This is a genomic window from Pseudomonas sp. AP3_22 TE3818 (genome assembly GCF_053628995.1).
Genome location: NZ_JBRJHL010000001.1, coordinates 1286197 through 1304257, shown reverse-complemented (window position 1 = coordinate 1304257; position 18061 = coordinate 1286197). Strand labels below are relative to the sequence as shown.

Annotated in this window: 18 protein-coding genes; 11 read left to right on the top strand and 7 right to left on the bottom strand. The window is 59.7% G+C overall.

Features of this window, described 5'->3' with window-relative positions:
• Nucleotides 1-79: 79 nt before the first annotated feature.
• Together AB7M25_RS06195 and colR are read right to left on the bottom strand one after the other, a co-directional pair.
• Complete coding sequence (locus AB7M25_RS06195; RefSeq protein ID WP_429384958.1) at nt 80-1354, bottom strand: sensor histidine kinase; 1275 nt, start codon at nt 1352-1354, stop codon at nt 80-82.
• Nucleotides 1344-2027, bottom strand: a complete 684-nt coding sequence (colR, locus tag AB7M25_RS06190; protein WP_007985839.1) for a two-component system response regulator ColR — start codon at nt 2025-2027, stop codon at nt 1344-1346. Before colR ends, AB7M25_RS06195 begins: the two co-directional genes overlap by 11 nt.
• A 202-nt stretch (nt 2028-2229) precedes the next feature.
• Here colR and AB7M25_RS06185 point away from each other — a divergent pair, with 202 nt between their 5' ends.
• On the top strand, nt 2230-4179 hold the full coding sequence (locus tag AB7M25_RS06185) for an LTA synthase family protein (RefSeq protein ID WP_429384960.1): 1950 nt from the start codon (nt 2230-2232) through the stop codon (nt 4177-4179).
• Between the two features lie 54 nt (nt 4180-4233).
• Entirely contained in the window at nt 4234-4977 is a 744-nt protein-coding gene (locus AB7M25_RS06180) for a phosphatase PAP2 family protein (protein WP_429384962.1), read from the top strand.
• Nucleotides 4978-5171: 194 nt separating this feature from the next.
• On the opposite strand, the gene groL is transcribed toward AB7M25_RS06180, so the two are convergent.
• From groL to AB7M25_RS06160, 4 genes are all read right to left on the bottom strand, one after another.
• Nucleotides 5172-6818: a chaperonin GroEL gene (gene groL, locus AB7M25_RS06175; protein WP_015096675.1), complete on the bottom strand. Its 1647-nt coding sequence runs from the start codon at nt 6816-6818 to the stop codon at nt 5172-5174.
• A gap of 49 nt (nt 6819-6867) precedes the next feature.
• Nucleotides 6868-7161, bottom strand: a complete 294-nt coding sequence (locus AB7M25_RS06170) for a co-chaperone GroES (protein WP_007985847.1) — start codon at nt 7159-7161, stop codon at nt 6868-6870.
• A gap of 248 nt (nt 7162-7409) precedes the next feature.
• Nucleotides 7410-7886, bottom strand: coding sequence for an FxsA family protein (locus AB7M25_RS06165; RefSeq protein ID WP_429384966.1), 477 nt, complete (start codon nt 7884-7886; stop codon nt 7410-7412).
• A 66-nt stretch (nt 7887-7952) separates the two neighbouring features.
• Complete coding sequence (locus tag AB7M25_RS06160; protein ID WP_454237068.1) at nt 7953-8684, bottom strand: HugZ family pyridoxamine 5'-phosphate oxidase; 732 nt, start codon at nt 8682-8684, stop codon at nt 7953-7955.
• A gap of 166 nt (nt 8685-8850) precedes the next feature.
• On the opposite strand from AB7M25_RS06160, the gene AB7M25_RS06155 reads away from it, so the two are divergent.
• Nucleotides 8851-9609 carry an SDR family oxidoreductase gene (locus AB7M25_RS06155; protein ID WP_429384970.1) on the top strand — a complete coding sequence of 253 codons (759 nt, stop codon included), beginning with the start codon at nt 8851-8853 and terminating at the stop codon, nt 9607-9609.
• A 137-nt stretch (nt 9610-9746) separates the two neighbouring features.
• Here AB7M25_RS06155 and apbC read toward each other — a convergent pair whose 3' ends face one another.
• On the bottom strand, nt 9747-10841 hold the full coding sequence (gene apbC, locus AB7M25_RS06150; RefSeq protein WP_015096679.1) for an iron-sulfur cluster carrier protein ApbC: 1095 nt from the start codon (nt 10839-10841) through the stop codon (nt 9747-9749).
• 221 nt (nt 10842-11062) lie between these two features.
• On the opposite strand from apbC, the gene metG reads away from it, so the two are divergent.
• The 8 genes from metG to AB7M25_RS06110 all read left to right on the top strand — a co-directional run bounded on the left by metG (nt 11063) and on the right by AB7M25_RS06110 (nt 18031).
• Nucleotides 11063-13114 (top strand): methionine--tRNA ligase, encoded by a 2052-nt coding sequence (gene metG / locus AB7M25_RS06145; protein ID WP_429384976.1) that lies wholly within the window; start codon nt 11063-11065, stop codon nt 13112-13114.
• A gap of 229 nt (nt 13115-13343) precedes the next feature.
• Entirely contained in the window at nt 13344-13913 is a 570-nt protein-coding gene (locus AB7M25_RS06140; protein WP_429561039.1) for an electron transport complex protein RnfA, read from the top strand.
• Nucleotides 13910-14923: an electron transport complex subunit RsxB gene (gene rsxB / locus AB7M25_RS06135; RefSeq protein ID WP_429384981.1), complete on the top strand. Its 1014-nt coding sequence runs from the start codon at nt 13910-13912 to the stop codon at nt 14921-14923. The genes AB7M25_RS06140 and rsxB overlap by 4 nt, the downstream gene beginning before the upstream one ends.
• Complete coding sequence (locus AB7M25_RS06130) at nt 14910-15896, top strand: RnfABCDGE type electron transport complex subunit D (protein WP_429384983.1); 987 nt, start codon at nt 14910-14912, stop codon at nt 15894-15896. Before rsxB ends, AB7M25_RS06130 begins: the two co-directional genes overlap by 14 nt.
• The gene (locus AB7M25_RS06125; protein ID WP_429384985.1) at nt 15893-16504 is read left to right on the top strand and encodes an RnfABCDGE type electron transport complex subunit G; all 612 of its coding nucleotides are present in this window, start codon (nt 15893-15895) and stop codon (nt 16502-16504) included. Before AB7M25_RS06130 ends, AB7M25_RS06125 begins: the two co-directional genes overlap by 4 nt.
• A complete protein-coding gene (locus AB7M25_RS06120; protein WP_429384987.1) occupies nt 16497-17081 on the top strand; it encodes an Rnf-Nqr domain containing protein in 585 nt (194 codons plus the stop codon). Before AB7M25_RS06125 ends, AB7M25_RS06120 begins: the two co-directional genes overlap by 8 nt.
• A 25-nt stretch (nt 17082-17106) precedes the next feature.
• The gene (nth, locus tag AB7M25_RS06115; RefSeq protein ID WP_429384989.1) at nt 17107-17745 is read left to right on the top strand and encodes an endonuclease III; all 639 of its coding nucleotides are present in this window, start codon (nt 17107-17109) and stop codon (nt 17743-17745) included.
• 106 nt (nt 17746-17851) lie between these two features.
• Nucleotides 17852-18031, top strand: coding sequence for a PA3496 family putative envelope integrity protein (locus AB7M25_RS06110; RefSeq protein WP_007972325.1), 180 nt, complete (start codon nt 17852-17854; stop codon nt 18029-18031).
• Nucleotides 18032-18061: the final 30 nt, after the last annotated feature.

Here is an 18061-nt window from a genome sequence, read left to right as displayed (position 1 = left end):
AAATATCGTTAGGGGAACCCGGAAGTATTACAAGGTTTTACGAAATTGACAGGGTTTGTCGGGCGCCTGACTCAACAGCTCAAGTTCGGGCCAACTCCACCTGAAAACGGCAGCCACTGGGCTCCATCGTAGTCAGGCTGACGCTCCAGCCCTGGCTTTCACAGATCCGCTGCACCAGTGAAAGCCCCAGCCCCAAGCCCTCTCCGCGTTTTTCAGTGCCTCGAACGAAGGGTTCGAACATCGCCTCGCGTTTTTCCTCGGGAATGCCCACACCGCTGTCTTCGACCAGAAATCCCGTGCCCGTCAGGGTCAGGCGAATGAAGCCCCGTTCGGTGTAGTGCAAGGCGTTACGCAGCAAATTCCCCATTACCGCATGCAGGAACGTCGCGTTGTAGCCCTTGGCCTCGGGGTCTCCCGGTTCGAAGATCAGTTCCAGCCCTTTGCTTTCGATAGGTTCGCGCCACAGACCGACCAGGTCCTCGGCCACCTGCCCCAAGGACTGCTGCGGCGACATGCTGGCGTCTTCGCGCTGGGCACGGGCCAGCATCAGGAAGGTTTGTACCAGCTCACGCATTTCTTCACAGGCCCGGGCGATGCGCTCGACCTGGGCGCGACCGCGCTGATCGAGACCTGGGTTTTCCAGCAACAGTTCGCAGGAACTGGCCAGGATCATCAGGGGTGTACGCAATTCGTGGCTGACGTCGCTGGTGAACAAACGCTCGCGGGTCAGGGCCTGACGCAAGCGCCCGAGGGTGGCGTCGAAGGCCACGGCCAGCTCGCCCACTTCGTCGGCGGCATAATCCGGAGCCAAGGGGGGAGCCAAACCCAGCAGTTGATCGCGATGGCGTACCTGGCGGGCCAACCGCACCACCGGCGCCATGACCTTGCGCGCCAGCACCCAGCCGAGAAATACCGCCAGCGCCAGGCTCAGCACGAAACCCACCAGCACCACGGCAAACAGCACCCGTTCACGCTCTTCAAAGTCGCTCTGGTCCTGCAACAGCACGTAACGTCGGCCGTCGACGATTTCGACCATGGCATGATACGACAGGTTTTCACGGAACACTTCGTGGAAACCCGGCTCCAGATGCCGCAAATCCTTGGGCAACTTGAAATCACCTGGCCCGCTGCTGAAGTAGAACAATTGGTCCGGTTCGGGGCGATGGCTCCAGTCCGTGACATTGTCCATCAGCAACAGGCGCTGCAAATCGCCGCCCAGACCGGCCGAAATCAGCTTTTCCTCCACCAGGTGCACGGTCGCCACGATGCCCATGGCAAAGGCGCCTGCCACCAGTGCGCTCATCAGCGCAAAGGCAATGATGATGCGTTGAGCAAGGCTCTGCTTAAACTCCATCACGCCCCTCGGCCAGGCGATACCCCACGCCGTGAACGGTTTGCAACAACGGCTTGGCGAACGGCTTGTCGATCACCTGGCGCAGTTGGTGGACATGGCTGCGCAGGCTGTCGCTGTCCGGGCAGTCATCACCCCAGAGCGCTTCTTCAAGAATTTCACGACGCAACACATGCGGGCTTTTCTGCATCAACACGGCCAGCAATTTCAGGCCGACCGGGTTGAGTTTCAGCAATCGGCCTTCGCGGGTGACTTCCAGGGTGTCGAGGTCATAGCTCAGGTCGCCGACCTGCAAGGTCCGCCGCCCGCCGCCCTGGGTCCGGCGCATGACCGCTTCGATACGCGCTGCCAGTTCCGACAGGGCGAACGGTTTGATCAGGTAGTCATCGGCGCCGGACTTGAAGCCCTGCAGACGGTCGTCCAGTTGATCGCGAGCCGTGAGCATGATCACCGGCGTTTCACGGCGGGCATCTTCGCGCAGGCGCTTGCACAAGGTGTAGCCGTCGATGCCGGGCAACATGATATCGAGCACGATCAAATCATAGTGCTCGGTGGCCGCCAGATGCAGGCCCGACAGACCATCCTGAGCGCAATCCACGGTATAGCCTTTGAGCCCCAGGTAATCGGCCAGGTTGGCCAGGATATCGCGGTTGTCTTCAACCAATAGAATTCGCATGGGTATCTCTCCGTCCACAGTAACGGCCGTCGTGGCCCGCGCAGCTTAAGGCCAAGTGTGGCTCAGGGCTAGGGGAAGGCTGTGGGTGAATCAATTTGCTCAACCAATAGATATGATTGACAAGTTTTTCACTATCGATTCACACGCTGACAACAGCGGCCGGTGAAGACTGTCACGCGATTGATAATAAGGAATAAAGAAAATGGACTATTTGAAGACAGCCCCCCTGCGCTTTTTGCTGCTGGTCAGCGGCACCTGGCTGGCGATATTTTTTCTGACTCGAACAGTCCTGCTCCTCACTCATCTGGATGAGGCCGGCAGCGGATTTCTGTCGGTATTCGGTATCGGGCTGCTCTACGACCTTGGTTTCATTGCCTACGCGGCACTGCCCATGGGGCTCTACCTGTTGCTGTGCCCGCCGGCCCTTTGGCGCACCCGTGGCCATCGCTGGTTTCTTCAAGGTCTGCTGACCGTCAGTCTGTTCGCGATGCTGTTCACCGCGGTGGCCGAGTGGCTGTTCTGGGATGAGTTCGGCGTTCGCTTCAACTTCATCGCCGTCGACTACCTGGTGTATTCCGACGAAGTACTGAACAACCTGCTGGAGTCGTACCCGATCGGCACGCTGCTGAGCATCCTCGCCGTGCTGGTCGTGGTCCTGAGTCTTGTACTGCGTAAAGCTTTCAACGCTGCACTCGATGCGCCGTTACCGCCGCTGCGTGGCCGCCTGCTGAATGCTCTCGGTTTGTTGATCGTCGCAGGCCTGAGCCTGCAGCTGCTCAGCCAGGACGCCCCACGCGCCCAGGGCGGCAACGCCTATCAGAACGAACTGGCGAGCAACGGTCCCTACCAGTTCTTCGCCGCGTTCCGTAACAACGAACTGGACTACCCACAGTTCTACAGCACGCTGCCGTCGGCAGTGGTTGCTCAGCAGATTCGCGCCGAACTGGCAGAGCCCGATGCCCACTTCGTGGGTCAGGACCCGCAGGACATCCGTCGGCAAATCGATAACCCGGGCACACCGCGCAAGCCAAATATCGTGCTGGTCACCATTGAAAGCTTCAGTGCCAAATACATGGGCAGCAACGGCGACACCCGCAACCTGACGCCCTACCTTGATGCGTTGCGCCAGCAGAGCCTGTATTTCAATAACTTCTACGCCACCGGCACCCGCACCGATCGCGGCCTGGAAGCCATTACCCTGGCGATTCCGCCAACGCCCGGTCGCTCGATCGTCAAGCGCGTGGGTCGTGAAAGCGGTTTTGCCAGCCTGGGCCAGCAACTCAATGCCGTGGGCTATGACAGCGTATTTGTTTACGGGGGCCGCGGTTATTTCGACAACATGAATGCGTTCTTCAGTGGCAATGGTTATCGCGTCGTCGACCAGAGCAGCGTCGAGGAGTCGGAGATTCACTTCAAGAATGCCTGGGGCATGGCAGACGAAGATCTCTACAATCAGACACTGAAACTGGCCGATGCCGACTATGCCAAACAGCAGCCATTCCTGCTTCAGCTGATGACGACGTCCAACCACCGCCCTTACACCTATCCGGACAACCGGATCGACATCAAGTCCGGCAACGGCCGTGACGGCGCGGTGAAATACACCGACTACGCCATCGGCAAGTTTCTCGAACAGGCGCGTCAGAAACCCTGGTTTGACAACACAATCTTCGTCTTTGTCGCGGACCACACCGCAGGCAGCGCCGGCAAGGAAGACTTGCCCATCGCCAACTATCAGATTCCGCTGTTCATCTATGCACCCAAGTTGATCGAGGCTCGGGAAACTGCACAATTGGCCAGCCAGATCGATCTGGCGCCGACCTTGCTCGGCCTGCTCAATCTGGATTATGAATCGACATTCTTTGGACGTAACCTGTTGCAGGATAACCCGCTGCCGCCACGGGTGGTGGTCGGTAACTACCAGCACCTGGGATTGTTCGACGGCAAGGACCTGGCGATTTTGAGCCCTCGCCAGGGGTTGCGTCGTCACGATGACGCGCTGACCGAAAGCCGAGAGTCCCGGTCGACCGCCAATGACCCGTTGATCACCCGCGCCATCACTTATTACCAAACCGCCAGTTATGGCTTCAAGCAACAGCTGCTTGGCTGGAAGGCGCCCAAGGAGGGCGCCGGTCAAGTCGGCGAACGTTAACCGAATCGCCCCGGGCTGATGCCCCGGGGCTTTTTCCTTTGTTCAGGATCCACCATGTCATCAACCGCTGTCCGCCCTGCCCCGCGCCCGCTCAACTTCTGGGTGTGCCTGGGGGTTCCCGCCGTTGCGGCGATCATTCTGGTGTTGCTCGAACTGACCTCACTGGACATGGACCTTGCCAAGCTGTTCTACGACCCGGTCGCGGGTGACTTCATCGGACGGCACAGTTACTTCCTGGAAAACATCCTGCACGATCGCGCCAAGCAAGTCGTCATCGCCTTCTCGGTGTTTGCCATCCTCGGCTTCATCACCTCGTTCTTCATGGCCAGGCTCAAGCCGTTCAAGCGGGAACTGGGTTGCCTGGTGTTATCCCTGGGCCTGGCGACCTCCTTTGTCACGCCGATGAAAGCGGTGACGGCGGTGCAATGCCCTTGGAGCCTTGAGCAATTCGGTGGTCATGAGACGTACAGCGAACTGTTGAGCCCTCGCCCGCATACCGATAAACCGGGACGTTGCTGGCCCGGCGGCCATGCGGCCACCGGCTTCACCCTGTTTGCCCTGTTTTTCGTACTGCGTGACCGTCGCCCGCGCATGGCTCGTGCGGCATTTGTCTTTGCATTTGCCCTGGGTTCGGTGTTTTCCATCGGGCGGATGATGCAGGGGGCGCACTTTTTCTCACATAACGTGTGGACAGCGGTGTTCTGCTGGCTGATTTGTCTGGGGTCTTACTACTGCATTCTTTATCGGCCTGCTTCCCGAGCCGACGCTGTTGCCAAAGCACAACCGGTGAGTGCCTGAAACACAGATCAAAAATGTGGGAGCGGGCTTGCTCGCGAAAGCGGTTCAACATTCAACAAACATGTTGTCTGACACATCGCTTTCGCGAGCAAGCCCGCTCCCACACTAGACCGAGGCGCCCTTCAAATTCCGGGCAATAAAAAACCCCGCCTGCTTTCGCAGGCGGGGTTTTTTCGTACAGGGGTAAGGCTGGCTTACATCATGCCGCCCATGCCGCCCATACCGCCCATGTCTGGCATACCGCCGCCAGCACCGCCGTCTTTCTTCGGTGCTTCAGCAACAGCGGCTTCGGTGGTCAGGATCAGACCGCCGATCGACGATGCAGCTTGCAGAGCCGAACGGGTTACCTTGGTTGGGTCCAGGATACCCATTTCGATCATGTCGCCGTATTCGCCAGTCGCAGCGTTGTAACCGAAGTTACCTTTGCCGTTCTTGACTTCGTTGACCACAACGCTTGGCTCGTCACCGCTGTTGGCAGCGATCTGACGCAGCGGTGCTTCAATGGCACGACGCAGTACAGCGATACCTACGTCCTGGTCAGCGTTGTCGCCTTTCAGGTTCAGGATAGCTTCCAGGGCACGGATCAGTGCCACGCCACCGCCAGGTACCACGCCTTCTTCAACGGCTGCACGGGTAGCGTGCAGGGCGTCTTCAACGCGGGCTTTCTTCTCTTTCATTTCAACTTCGGAACCAGCGCCAACCTTGATCACTGCAACGCCGCCGGACAGCTTGGCCAGACGCTCTTGCAGTTTTTCACGGTCGTAGTCCGAGGAAGTCTCGGCAACCTGGGCACGGATCTGGGTGATGCGTGCTTCGATGTCGCCGTGTACGCCAGCACCGTCAACGATGATGGTGTTTTCCTTGGACAGGGTCACGCGCTTGGCGCTGCCCAGGTTTTCCAGGGTTGCGCTTTCCAGGCTCAGGCCGATCTCTTCGGAGATCACGGTACCGCCGGTCAGAACGGCGATGTCCTGCAGCATGGCCTTGCGACGGTCGCCGAAGCCTGGAGCCTTGACGGCTGCGACTTTAACGATGCCACGCATGTTGTTCACAACCAGAGTCGCCAGGGCTTCGCCTTCAACGTCTTCGGCCACGATCAGCAGTGGACGGCCGGCTTTGGCAACGGCTTCCAGCACTGGCAGCATTTCGCGGATGTTCGAGATTTTCTTGTCGACCAGCAGGATCAGCGGGCCGTCCAGCTCAGCGACCATGGTCTCTGGCTTGTTGACGAAGTACGGGGACAGGTAGCCACGGTCGAACTGCATGCCTTCAACAACCGACAGTTCGTTTTCCAGGCCCGAGCCTTCTTCAACGGTGATCACGCCTTCTTTACCGACTTTTTCCATGGCTTCGGCAATGATGTCGCCGATGGAGTTGTCGGAGTTGGCGGAGATGGTGCCTACCTGAGCGATAGCCTTGGTGTCGGCGCATGGCTTGGACAGGGCTTTCAGCTCTTTGACGATCGCGATGGTCGCTTTGTCGATACCGCGCTTGAGGTCCATCGGGTTCATGCCGGCAGCGACGGCTTTCAGGCCTTCGTTGACGATCGATTGAGCCAGAACGGTAGCGGTGGTGGTGCCGTCGCCTGCGTCATCGTTGGCACGGGAGGCAACGTCTTTGACCAGCTGCGCGCCCATGTTTTCGAAACGGTCTTCCAGTTCAATTTCTTTGGCGACGGAAACGCCGTCCTTGGTGATGGTCGGAGCGCCGAAGCTCTTCTCGATGATCACGTTACGGCCTTTCGGGCCCAAGGTCGCTTTTACTGCGTCAGCCAGGACGTTGACACCGGTGAGCATTTTCTTGCGGGCGGAATCGCCGAATTTAACTTCTTTAGCAGCCATGATCGATATTCCTTAAATACTTTGAAGTAGCGGGAAAATGAGCGGGTAATCAGCCTTCGATAACAGCGAGGATTTCGTTCTCGCTCATTACCAGCAGGTCTTCGCCGTCGACTTTCACAGTGTTGCTGCCGGAGTAAGGACCGAACACAACCTTGTCGCCCACTTTCACGGACAGTGCACGCACTTCACCGTTTTCCAGTACGCGGCCGGTGCCTACAGCGAGGATTTCGCCGCTGTTGGCTTTTTCAGCAGCCGAACCTGGCAGGACGATACCGCCAGCGGTTTTCTTTTCTTCTTCGCTGCGACGGATGACGACGCGGTCATGCAGAGGACGAAGCTTCATTGTCGATCTCTCCTAATTGTGGTTTTCATCGGCCGGTGTAGTCCCGGCGGGTTTAACAAAGGCCGGCGGTGCCGGTTGCGGTTCGTCTAGCGAACCGCGGAAGTCTGTCTGGCGTGTTCGCCAGAAACCTTGCGGTGACCGTTACATAAGGGCGCATAAGCTTATTACAAGGGCGGGTAGCGAAAATTTTTCAGCTCGATGCCCCGCAAACGAACACGGCACCCGAAGGTGCCGTGTCGATGGGCGTATTACTTGGTATCGCGGTGTTCGAACTCGCCTTCGATCACGTTGGGCTCGCGGCCCAGCGGTTCGCGAGGGGCTGGACCGCCACGGGCCTGGAGGTCGTCGGCGAACGCTCGCTGACGCATAGCCTGCTCTTCGGCGCGCTGGCGCATCTTGCCCGCCAGCAGACGGCGACTGAACGGCAGCAGCATGAACAGGCCGATCACATCGCTGATGAAACCCGGAAGAATCAGCAGGCCACCGGCCAATGCCAGCATCAGGCCTTCGAGCATGGTCTGGGCCGGCAACTCGCCGCGGTTCAGGCTTTCACGGGCACGCAGTGCCGTGGCCAGGCCGGCGATGCGCAGCACGAACACACCGAACATCGAGCCGAGAATGATCAGCAGCAGGGCCGGGAAAAACCCGATAGACCCTGCCACCTTGACGAATACGAACAGCTCCAACACCGGGAACAGCAGAAAGAGCAACAAAAAAGGGCGCATCAAATGGTTCCTCAACGCAAGAATGCCTTGCCAGTCCACCTTAGATGACGTCGCCGTTTCGTGAATTCAAGCGTCGGCCACTTCATTTTTCGGCCAATGTTCAGCGTGAGCCAGAGAAACCAAGGCTTCGCGGACTTGTGTCGGCGTATTACAAGGCGCTTGAAACGGCAACCAGTACAGGCTCTGGCCGATACGCAGGTGCATGCCTTCGGTATCGATACCGGCCATTTGCGCCGGCACGTTGTTCGGCAGCCCGGCCAGCTCGACGTAATGGGCGATGGCCTTGGCGTGATCCGCGTTCATGTGCTCGACCATGCTCACTTCGGCCTTGCCGGCGAACGGGTTGGCCAGGGTCAGGTCGTTGACCCAATGAATCGCGCCAAAACCGCCGATGTAACGGTGGCGCACCGGCTTGAGCACCCAGAAGTCGAAATCGTGGGCCTTGTGATAACCCTGCGACTCCGGGAAGTAGCGGTAGTAACGCTCGGAAGCGACTTCGATGGCGGCCTCGTCTTCGAGCTGCTGCGCTTCAGCCAGGTAGGTCAAGCGACCAACGGCTTGCACATCCTCGGCTCCACGCTCGCCCACGAACAGCGAGCATTTCGGGTCTTTCTGCAGATTATGCGTGTGCTGGGCGATGCGGCTGATCAGGATCAGCGGCCAGCCCTGCTCGTCCAGGCAGTAGGGCACCACGGAGCCGAACGGAAAACCGGGCATTGACTTGGAGTGCGTCGAGAGCACTCCACGGTATTCCTTGAGGAGCAATTCTCGTGCATGCTTAGCTGCTTCAACGCTCAATTTATGACTCCTTAGATAGAATCCGTCATAAAAACGGACAAGCTGCTGGTGAAAGTCCCAGCACGCCATCGGGGGCAGTTCTCATGTGCAGCCGGGCCACGTCAGGCGCAGATCGAGAGGCTCTCTACAAGGAAACCACTCAGACCTGCTACCGGGGGACATGCGAATGCAACTCACTGACAAAGTAATCATTATCACTGGCGGCTGCCAGGGTTTAGGTCGTTCCATGGCCGAGTATTTCGCCGACAAGGGCGCGAAACTCGCCCTGGTCGACCTCAATCAGGAAAAACTCGACGCCGCCGTCGCGGCCTGCAAAGCCAAGGGTGTCGAAGCCCGAGCTTACCTGTGCAACGTCGCCAATGAAGAGCAAGTGACCCACATGGTCGCCCAGGTCGCCGAAGATTTCGGCGCGATCCACGGCCTGATCAACAATGCCGGGATCCTGCGTGACGGCCTGCTGCTCAAGGTCAAGGATGGCGAAATGACCAAGATGAGCCTGGCCCAGTGGCAGGCGGTCATCGACGTCAACCTGACCGGCGTATTCCTGTGCACCCGTGAAGTCGCGGCGAAAATGGTCGAGCTGAAAAACAGCGGCGCGATCATCAATATCTCGTCGATTTCCCGTGCCGGCAACATCGGCCAGACCAACTACTCGGCGGCCAAGGCCGGTGTCGCTGCGGCGACCGTGACCTGGGCCAAGGAACTGGCGCGCTACGGCATTCGCGTGGCCGGCATTGCACCGGGCTTCATCGAAACCGAGATGACCCTGGGCATGAAGCCTGAAGCGCTGGAAAAAATGACCGCCGGCATTCCGCTCAAGCGCATGGGCAAGCCGGAAGAGATCGCCCATTCGGCGGCGTACATCTTTGAGAACGACTATTACACCGGTCGGATTCTGGAGATGGATGGCGGGTTGCGGATCTAAGTCCTGCGCAAATCAACTGTAGGAGCGAGCTTGCTCGCGATGTACTCGAAGGCGATGCATTTTTCCAGAAAGCCCGGGTCATCGTTTACGTCCATCGCGAGCAAGCTCGCTCCTACAGAGGATCGTATTTCTAAGCTTTAGTCGTCGCTGATGCTGATATTCGGCATCGCCGGCGTCAAAGCTTCCTGTAATACGATCCGCGCACCGACATGACGCGCCAGCTCCTGGTAAACCATGGCGATCTGACTGTCAGGCTCGGCGATCACCGTCGGCTTGCCGCCATCGGCCTGTTCGCGAATGACCATCGACAGCGGCAACGAGGCCAGCAGCTCGACGCCATACTGGTTGGCCAGCTTCACCCCCCCGCCCTCACCGAACAGATGCTCGGCATGTCCGCAGTTGGAGCAGATGTGCACGGCCATGTTTTCCACCACGCCCAGCACCGGAATGTTGACCTTGCGGAACATTTCCACGCCCTTGCGCGCGTCCAGCAAGGCCAGGTCCTGCGGAGTGGTCACGATGACTGCACCGGCCACCGGCACTTTCTGCGCCAGGGTCAGCTGGATGTCACCGGTACCCGGCGGCATGTCGATGACCAGGTAGTCCAGGTCGCCCCACGCGGTTTGGGTCACCAGTTGCAGCAAGGCGCCGGAGACCATCGGACCACGCCAGACCATTGGTGTGTTGTCATCGGTGAGGAAGGCCATGGACATCACTTCGACGCCATGGGACTTGAGCGGAACGAACCATTTCTGATCCTTGACCTCAGGACGGGTACGCTCCGGGATACCAAACATGATGCCCTGGCTCGGACCGTAGATGTCCGCATCGAGAATACCGACCTTGGCGCCTTCGCGAGCCAGGGCCAGGGCCAGGTTGGCCGCGGTGGTGGATTTGCCCACGCCACCCTTGCCGGACGCCACGGCCACGACGTTCTTGACGTTGGCCAGCCCCGGGATCTGCGCCTGGGCCTTGTGCGCGGCGATCACGCTGGTGATATCAACTTTGGCACTCGACACGCCATCCAGGCCTTGAATGGCCATCTCCAGCATCTGCGCCCAGCCACTCTTGAACAGACCGGCGGCGTAACCCAATTCGAGCTGGACGCTGACGCGGTCGCCCTGGATGTCGATGTTGCGCACGCACCCGGCGCTGACAGGGTCCTGATTCAGGTAAGGGTCGGTGTATTGGCGAAGGACGGCTTCCACCGCTGCGCGATTGACGGCGCTCATGGGCAACTCCGAAAACAGGACTGGAAAAGATGATGGGTATCGTACCTCAAAAGATCGCAGCCTTCGGCAGCTCCTGCAGATGTACGCCGATTCCCTATAGGAGCTGCCGCAGGCTGCGATCTTTTCTGGCTGCTCATCCAATGAAACAGGCTCACAGGATGAAAAATATGCGCCAGCGCTTTATAGTGGCCGACCTCCGTTTCATCAAGTAGCCGAGCCCCATGTCCGAGCCACGCAAGATCCTCGTCACCAGCGCCCTGCCCTATGCCAATGGTTCGATCCATCTTGGCCACATGCTGGAATACATCCAGACCGATATGTGGGTGCGCTTCCAGAAGCACCGCGGCAATCAATGCATCTATGTCTGCGCCGACGACGCCCACGGTTCGGCGATCATGCTGCGCGCGGAAAAGGAAGGCATCACCCCGGAACAACTGATCGCCAACGTCCAGGCTGAACACAGCGCCGACTTTGCCGAGTTCCTGGTGGACTTCGACAATTTCCACTCCACTCACGCTGAAGAAAACCGTGAGCTGTCGAGCCAGATCTACCTGAAGCTGCGTGACGCCGGGCACATCGCCACGCGCTCGATCACCCAGTATTTCGACCCGGAAAAGAAAATGTTCCTGGCCGACCGCTTCATCAAGGGCACCTGTCCGAAATGCGGCACCGAAGACCAGTACGGCGACAACTGCGAAAAATGCGGCGCGACCTACGCGCCAACCGACCTGAAGGATCCGAAGTCGGCAATCTCCGGCGCCACCCCGGTGCTCAAGGATTCCCAGCACTTCTTCTTCAAGCTGCCGGACTTCCAGGCCATGCTGCAAACCTGGACCCGCAGCGGCACCCTGCAGGATGCCGTGGCCAACAAGATCGCCGAATGGCTGGATGCCGGCCTGCAACAGTGGGACATCTCCCGCGATGCGCCGTACTTCGGCTTCGAGATCCCCGACGAGCCGGGCAAGTACTTCTACGTGTGGCTGGATGCGCCGATCGGCTACATGGCCAGCTTCAAGAACCTGTGCAACCGCACGCCGGAACTGGACTTCGACGCGTTCTGGGGCAAGGACTCCACCGCCGAGCTGTACCACTTCATCGGCAAGGACATCGTCAACTTCCACGCACTGTTCTGGCCAGCCATGCTCGAAGGCGCCGGCTACCGCAAGCCGACCGGGATCAACGTGCATGGCTACCTGACCGTCAACGGCCAGAAGATGTCCAAGTCCCGCGGCACGTTCATCAAGGCCCGCACCTACCTGGATCACCTGTCGCCGGAATACCTGCGCTATTACTACGCGTCCAAGCTCGGCCGTGGCGTCGACGACCTCGACCTGAACCTCGAGGACTTCGTGCAGAAGGTCAACTCTGACCTGGTGGGCAAGGTCGTCAACATCGCCAGCCGTTGCGCCGGGTTCATTCACAAAGGCAATGCCGGCGTGATGGTCGACACCAACGCCGCGCTTGAGTTGACCGAAGCATTCCTGGCCGCCGCGCCAGGCATTGCCGATGCCTACGAAGCCCGCGACTTCGCCCGCGCCATGCGCGAGATCATGGGCCTGGCCGACCGCGCCAACGCCTGGATCGCCGACAAGGCTCCGTGGTCGCTGAACAAGCAGGAAGGCAAGCAGGATGAAGTCCAGGCCATCTGCGCCACCGGCGTCAACCTGTTCCGCCAGTTGGTGATCTTCCTCAAGCCCGTGCTGCCGCTGCTGGCCGCCGACGCCGAGGCGTTCCTCAACGTCGCACCGCTGACCTGGAACGACCACGCGACCTTGCTCGCCAACCATCAGTTGAACGAGTTCAAGCCGCTGATGACCCGCATCGACCCGGTCAAGGTACAAGCCATGACCGACGCCTCGAAAGAAGACCTGACCGCCAGCCAGACCGACACCGGCGAAGCCGCACCTGCCGGCAATGGCGAACTGGCCAAGGATCCTCTGTCGCCGGAAATCGAGTTCGACACCTTCGCAGCGGTCGATTTGCGCGTCGCGCTGATCGTCAAGGCCGAACACGTGGAGGGCGCCGACAAGCTGCTGCGCCTGACCCTGGACATCGGTGACGAGCAACGCAACGTGTTCTCCGGAATCAAGAGCGCTTACCCGGACCCGTCCAAGCTCGATGGCCGCCTGACCATGATGATCGCCAACCTCAAGCCACGGAAAATGAAGTTCGGCATCTCCGAAGGCATGGTGATGGCAGCCGGTCCTGGCGGTGAAGAGATCTACCTGCTCAGCCCTGACAGCGGCGCCAAGCCGGGTCAGCGCATCAAGTAAGATCTGCGGCAAATCGATCCCACAGCCGTGCCTGGCGCGACTGTGGGATTTTCATGTCTGGCCCACCCTCCCGCCTTGCCGGATAATGCCTACTCTTTTTAGAGCGTCTCCTGTAGGAGCGAGCTCGCTCGCGATGGTCATTAACAATTACGCGTGTCCATAGATTGAACGCAGCGCTCTTGAGTCCATCGCGAGCAAGCTCGCTCCTACAAAACTGCCGGCACAAACAATGACCGAAATCCTGCTTACGCTTATCAGCGCCGCCTTGATCAACAACCTTGTGTTGCACTGGCCGCTGGGCGTCGATCCGCTGCTGGGCAGCCAACGCCGCCAGGTCCATGCCCTGGGCATTGCGACGACATGCCTGATGCTGATCGTGGGCATGCTCGGCTACGCGCTCTATCACTGGCTGCTGATGCCGCTGCAATTGACGGCGCTGCGTCTGTTTGTGTTTCTGCCATTGAGCGTGTTGCTGATCGGCCCGTTGCTGAAGCTGCTGGCGCGGGTGTTTTCGACACTGTCGTTCGAAGGCCTCTGGCCGTTGCTGCTGGGCAATGCCGGCGTACTCGGCGTGGCCTTGCTCAATGTTCAGGAGGACAAAGGCTTGTTTCACGCCATAGCCTTGAGCCTGGGTGCCGGGTTGGGCTTCTGGCTGGTGTTGAGCCTGTTCACTGATTTGCGTGAACGCACGGCCGACAACGATGTGCCCCTGCCCTTTCGCGGCCTGTCGATCGACCTGATCGGTGCCGGCCTGATCGCAGTGGTTTTTCTCGGATTCAGCGGACTGATCAAAACATGAGTCTGATTCAACTCATCGACGCACTCTTGCCGCAAACCCAATGCGGCAAGTGCGGCCACCCCGGGTGCAAGCCGTACGCCGAAGGCATTGCCAGCGGAGAGCCGATCAACAAGTGCCCGCCCGGCGGCAACGAAACCATCGCGGCCCTGGCTGAATTGCTGAAGGTGCCGGTGCTGGAGCTGGACATCACTCGCGGCTCGGCACCTGCACAGATCGCCTATATCCGCGAAGCCGAGTGTATAGGTTGCACCAAGTGCATTCAGGCCTGCCCGGTCGATGCCATCGTTGGGGCGGCCAAGCTGATGCACACGGTGATCATCGATGAGTGCACCGGTTGCGACCTCTGTGTAGCACCCTGCCCGGTGGACTGCATCGAAATGCGCCCGCTGCCGCTGGACACCGTATTGCCGGTTGTCGGGGGGCTGGCCCTCACACCGCAAGCGCAGCAGGCCCGTGCCCTCAAGCGCGATCACGCGCGGCGCCGCTTCGAACAGCGCAATGCCCGCTTGCAGCGCGAAGAGCAACAGAAAATCGCCGAACGCCAGGCCCGGCAACGTGCCACCCAACCTAGCGAAGCGGTAGTCGACCCGGTACAGGCCGCCCTCGAGCGCGTCCGCGCACAGAAAGCCGCCACTGCCGATGCCGCGCTGAAAAAGGCGAAGATCGATGTGGCGATGAGTCGGGCACAGCTGAACAAATCGCTGAAAGCCTTCGGACATCCACCGACCTTCGAACAACAATCGCAGTTGATTGTCCTGCAACAGCAGTTCGAAGACGCCGAACAAAACCTGGCGCAACTGGAAAGCACCGCGCCACCTGCCCCTGCGCCGACGGTCGCAACAGTGTCGTCAAATGATGCCGACCTGAAACGGGCCAAGATCCAGTTGGCCATGCGCCGTGCCGAACTCAAGAAGGCTCAGGCCAATGAAGCACCGGCGGAGCACATCGAAGCCCTGGAGCGCGCACTCGGCGAAGCCGAACGCCAGGTGAACGCCCATGCCAGCCCTTGAAACCGTTGATGAGCGCCTGCAGCAGGCCATGAAGCTGGTGTTGCTGGCCACGCTGCCGGGACTGCTCGCGGCGTTCTGGCTATACGGCTGGGGCGTGTTGATCAACCTGGTTCTGGCGGCTGCGGCTGCGCTGGCCGTTGAAGCTGCCGTCGTGCAATGGCGCAAGCGACCGCTGATGCCAACCCTGAGTGACGGTAGCGCGTTGGTCAGTGCCACCTTGCTGGCACTGGCGCTGCCGCCTTACTGCCCATGGTGGCTGACCCTCAGTGCTGCTGCCTTTGCGATGATTTTCGGCAAGCACTTGTATGGCGGCGTTGGCTCGAATCCCTTCAACCCGGCGATGCTCGGATTTGCTCTGGTGCTGGTGGCCTTTCCCCAACCCATGACCTATTGGCCATCGCCCCATGGCATGGACCTGTTGAGTGGCTTGCAGCAAGTGTTCGGATTCGGCCAGGCACCGGATGCGTGGGTGCAGGCCACGGCGCTGGACAGCCTGCGGATCAACAGAAGCCTGACCATGGATGAACTGTTTGCCGGCAATCCGGCATTCGGCCACTACGGCGGGCGCGGTGTGGAGTGGGTGAACCTGGCGTTTCTCGCCGGCGGAATGTTTCTCCTGCAACGAAGAGTGATCAGCTGGCATGCACCGGTCGGCATGCTGGCCAGCCTGTTCGTCATCAGCCTGCTGTGCTGGAACGGGTCGGGCTCCGACTCCCATGGCTCGCCGCTGTTTCACCTGCTGACCGGTGCGACCATGCTGGGGGCGTTCTTCATCATTACCGAACCGGTGTCCGGTGCCAGAAGCCCTGGGGCGAAACTCCTGTTTGGCGTCGGCGTCGGGCTCCTGACTTATCTGATTCGTACCTGGGGCGGCTATCCGGACGGTATCGCCTTTGCCGTGCTGTTGATGAACCTGTGCGTGCCGGCGCTGGAGCGGTTCGTGGCGGCCAGACAACAGCCGGAGGCGTCATGAGCCGGACATCAAGCATCGCGCTTCTGGTGGTGTTGGCCGCACTGGGCATGGGTGTGACGTACTTCGTGCAACTCGGCAGCGCGCCGCGCATTGCAGCCGAACAGCGCCTGCTCGACAGCCGGAATCTGCTCGACCTGATACCGTCAGACAGCTACGACAATCAACCTCTCGACCACCCCATCAGGATCGAAACAACCACCCTGGCAAACAGCACCTTGCTGGGCGGCTATCTGGCGACCCGGGGCGAGCAACCCGTCGCGGTGTTGCTGCGCAGTCAAACCCTCGGCTACACCGGTGCCATCGAGCTACTGATCGCTGTCGATGCCAATGGCAGGTTGCTGGGCGTCAAAACCCTCAAACAGTCGGAAACACCTGGGCTGGGGGCACGAATCGCCGACTGGCCCGATGGCTGGCTGCGGATTTTTTCCGGAAAATCCCGAACAGAACCCGCTGACAGCGGTTGGGCGCTGAAAAAGGATCAGGGGCAGTTCGATCAGATCGCAGGCGCGACCATCACCTCAAGAGCAGTGATCAATGCCGTGCACGATGCCTTGCGCTACTTTGATGAACACCGGCAACAACTGCTCGGGAACCCTGCCCATGGATAACTCATCGACGCTGCGCAACGCCCTGATGCTGACGCCGCTGATCGGCGCCACCCACTCGCTGATGGCCGCACTTGGCCTGTGCCTGATGTTCATGCTGGTGACCCAGTTGTTCAGCCTGGCCATGGGCGCCCTGCGACCCCGACTGGTCCCGACGGCCCGCTTGCCGGCCAGCGTTCTGTTGGCCGCCACGCTCACCAGTTGCACTGAACTCTTGGCACAAGCCTGGTCGCTGCAATGGCAGCAGCATCTGGGGTTTTATGGCGCCATGATCGCCTTGCAATGCGTCGTACTGGAGCACACCGGGTTCTTTCAGAACGGCTGGCCCCAGCGCCTGCGACTCAGTGGGCTGTTTGTCACGCTGATGATCGCTATGGGGCTGCTGCGCGAACTCATCGGCAACGCAACCCTTGGAAACCGACTATCGTGGCTGTCCGGTGCAACGCACACTGACTGGCAAGGCTGGGTGCTGGTGGTCGATGGCGGTCTGCGCCTGGCCACATTGGTCCCTGGCGGGTTCATTCTGCTCGGACTGCTGATCGCCGCCTGGCAGGCCTGGCGCCCCAAACCCACCCATTGATTGCCTACGAGGAAACGCACTGCCCATGAATGCCGCAAAACGTCTGGAAATTTTCCGCAGGCTGCACGAAGACAACCCGGAACCCAAGACCGAACTGGCCTATTCCTCACCGTTCGAATTGCTGATTGCCGTGATTCTCTCGGCGCAGTCGACCGACGTCGGCGTCAACAAGGCCACCGCCAAGCTGTTCCCGGTCGCCAATACCCCGGCAGCGATCCATGCCCTGGGTGTCGAGGGACTGTCGGAGTACATCAAGACCATCGGCCTGTACAACAGCAAAGCGAAAAACGTGATCGAAACCTGCCGGTTGCTGGTCGAGCGTCATGCCGGTGAAGTGCCGCAAACCCGCGAAGAGCTGGAAGCGCTGCCCGGCGTCGGCCGCAAAACCGCCAATGTGGTACTCAATACGGCATTCCGTCAGCTGACCATGGCTGTCGACACGCATATTTTCAGGGTCAGTAACCGCACCGGCATTGCGCCCGGCAAAAATGTGGTGGACGTCGAGAAAAAACTGATGAAATTCGTGCCCAGGGAGTATCTGCTCGACTCCCATCACTGGCTGATCCTTCACGGCCGCTATGTCTGCCTCGCCCGCAAGCCCCGATGCGGAAGCTGCCGGATCGAGGACTTGTGCGAATACAAGCACAAAACCTCCGACGATTGAGGCGCTATTGGGATTATTGAATTGTCGATTGAAAAAATCTTTTTTACCCGCCGGGAGATTGTCGATATAAGGAGCGCCAAAGGCCTTCTTAGCCTGGAGCAACTAAATGAGTACTGGCAAAGAGCAATTGGACGTAGAAGACGACTTCACCACCGCCGAAACCGATGACGCCGAGCCGGTGGTTGAAGTAGCGAAAACTAATCTGAGCAAACGCCGCACCATCGACAATCTGCTGGAGGAGCGCCGACTGCAAAAGCAATTGGCCGACTACGATTTTGACTTATGACACCTGAAAGCCTCCCGAAACGGAGGCTTT

Bases quoted from the DNA above. Each gene is read 5' to 3' on its own strand.
- AB7M25_RS06195 (WP_429384958.1), bottom strand. From the start codon at position 1,354: ATGGAGTTTAAGCAGAGCCTTGCTCAACGCATCATCATTGCCTTTGCG.
- AB7M25_RS06120 (WP_429384987.1), top strand. From the start codon at position 16,497: ATGGATAACTCATCGACGCTGCGCAACGCCCTGATGCTGACGCCGCTG.
- nth (WP_429384989.1), top strand. From the start codon at position 17,107: ATGAATGCCGCAAAACGTCTGGAAATTTTCCGCAGGCTGCACGAAGAC.
- AB7M25_RS06155 (WP_429384970.1), top strand. From the start codon at position 8,851: ATGCAACTCACTGACAAAGTAATCATTATCACTGGCGGCTGCCAGGGT.
- AB7M25_RS06180 (WP_429384962.1), top strand. From the start codon at position 4,234: ATGTCATCAACCGCTGTCCGCCCTGCCCCGCGCCCGCTCAACTTCTGG.
- AB7M25_RS06170 (WP_007985847.1), bottom strand. From the start codon at position 7,161: ATGAAGCTTCGTCCTCTGCATGACCGCGTCGTCATCCGTCGCAGCGAA.
- AB7M25_RS06165 (WP_429384966.1), bottom strand. From the start codon at position 7,886: ATGCGCCCTTTTTTGTTGCTCTTTCTGCTGTTCCCGGTGTTGGAGCTG.
- AB7M25_RS06130 (WP_429384983.1), top strand. From the start codon at position 14,910: ATGCCAGCCCTTGAAACCGTTGATGAGCGCCTGCAGCAGGCCATGAAG.
- AB7M25_RS06140 (WP_429561039.1), top strand. From the start codon at position 13,344: ATGACCGAAATCCTGCTTACGCTTATCAGCGCCGCCTTGATCAACAAC.
- metG (WP_429384976.1), top strand. From the start codon at position 11,063: ATGTCCGAGCCACGCAAGATCCTCGTCACCAGCGCCCTGCCCTATGCC.
- rsxB (WP_429384981.1), top strand. From the start codon at position 13,910: ATGAGTCTGATTCAACTCATCGACGCACTCTTGCCGCAAACCCAATGC.
- AB7M25_RS06185 (WP_429384960.1), top strand. From the start codon at position 2,230: ATGGACTATTTGAAGACAGCCCCCCTGCGCTTTTTGCTGCTGGTCAGC.
- AB7M25_RS06125 (WP_429384985.1), top strand. From the start codon at position 15,893: ATGAGCCGGACATCAAGCATCGCGCTTCTGGTGGTGTTGGCCGCACTG.
- colR (WP_007985839.1), bottom strand. From the start codon at position 2,027: ATGCGAATTCTATTGGTTGAAGACAACCGCGATATCCTGGCCAACCTG.
- apbC (WP_015096679.1), bottom strand. From the start codon at position 10,841: ATGAGCGCCGTCAATCGCGCAGCGGTGGAAGCCGTCCTTCGCCAATAC.
- AB7M25_RS06110 (WP_007972325.1), top strand. From the start codon at position 17,852: ATGAGTACTGGCAAAGAGCAATTGGACGTAGAAGACGACTTCACCACC.
- groL (WP_015096675.1), bottom strand. From the start codon at position 6,818: ATGGCTGCTAAAGAAGTTAAATTCGGCGATTCCGCCCGCAAGAAAATG.